The organism is Lactobacillus equicursoris DSM 19284 = JCM 14600 = CIP 110162 (assembly GCF_001434815.1).
GTDB lineage: Bacteria > Bacillota > Bacilli > Lactobacillales > Lactobacillaceae > Lactobacillus > Lactobacillus equicursoris.
In genome coordinates this window covers 1-644 of the sequence record NZ_AZDU01000125.1, presented here as the reverse complement: position 1 = coordinate 644, position 644 = coordinate 1, and the positions used below count along the sequence as shown (strand labels likewise).

General features: G+C 42.7%; 2 protein-coding genes. Both read left to right on the top strand.

Features of this window, described 5'->3' with window-relative positions; all coding sequences use genetic code 11:
- Positions 1 to 245, top strand: a 245-nt coding sequence (locus FC20_RS10540; protein ID WP_056945413.1) for a hypothetical protein, incomplete at its 5' end; no start/stop codon positions are given.
- Between the two features lie 14 nt (positions 246 to 259).
- Positions 260 to 644, top strand: a 385-nt coding sequence (locus FC20_RS09640; RefSeq protein WP_236697674.1) for a major capsid protein, incomplete at its 3' end; no start/stop codon positions are given.

The following is a 644-nucleotide window of genomic DNA, read 5'->3' as shown; positions in this document are numbered from 1 at the left end:
ACGACGAAGGTAAGAAGTATGTTCCAGCAGGTACCGTTTATCCGACGAATGACGCTAAAGCAATCGGTGTAACGATCAATGACGTTTACGTTAACGATGGTGCTCAGCTAGTAGGCGTAATTCGGGAAGGTTGGCTGTTGTCTGACCAAATGCCAGTAACGCCTAGTGCAGAAGCCATTAAGGCAATGACTACCATTCACTTTAAGGACCTTAGCACCCCAATCATTTCAGATTCTGGTCATTAATGAAGGGAGTAAATATGTTTAAGTTCGATTTACAAATGTTTGCAACTCCATTGACTGAGTTGTTTTCTCAACAATCTGTTTTAGATTACACTCGCAAGCGCGATTTTCCTGAATTGTTGGGCGATACTTTGTTTCCAGCAAAGCGTGTGCAATCACTTACGGTTGATATGCTGCTTGAAGGTGACCGCACGCCAGTAATCGCTGACTATGCTTCCTTTGATACTGAAGCAGAAATTGGCGACCGCGAAGCACAAAAAGCAACTGCTGAACTGAGCTACATTAAGCGAAAGACTCAAATTAAGGAAGCAGATTTAATTGCTTTGGCTAATCCACGCAGTGACGCTGAGCAAAACTATGTAGTTAGTCAAATTTACAATGACTTGGCTAACCTGGTTCAAA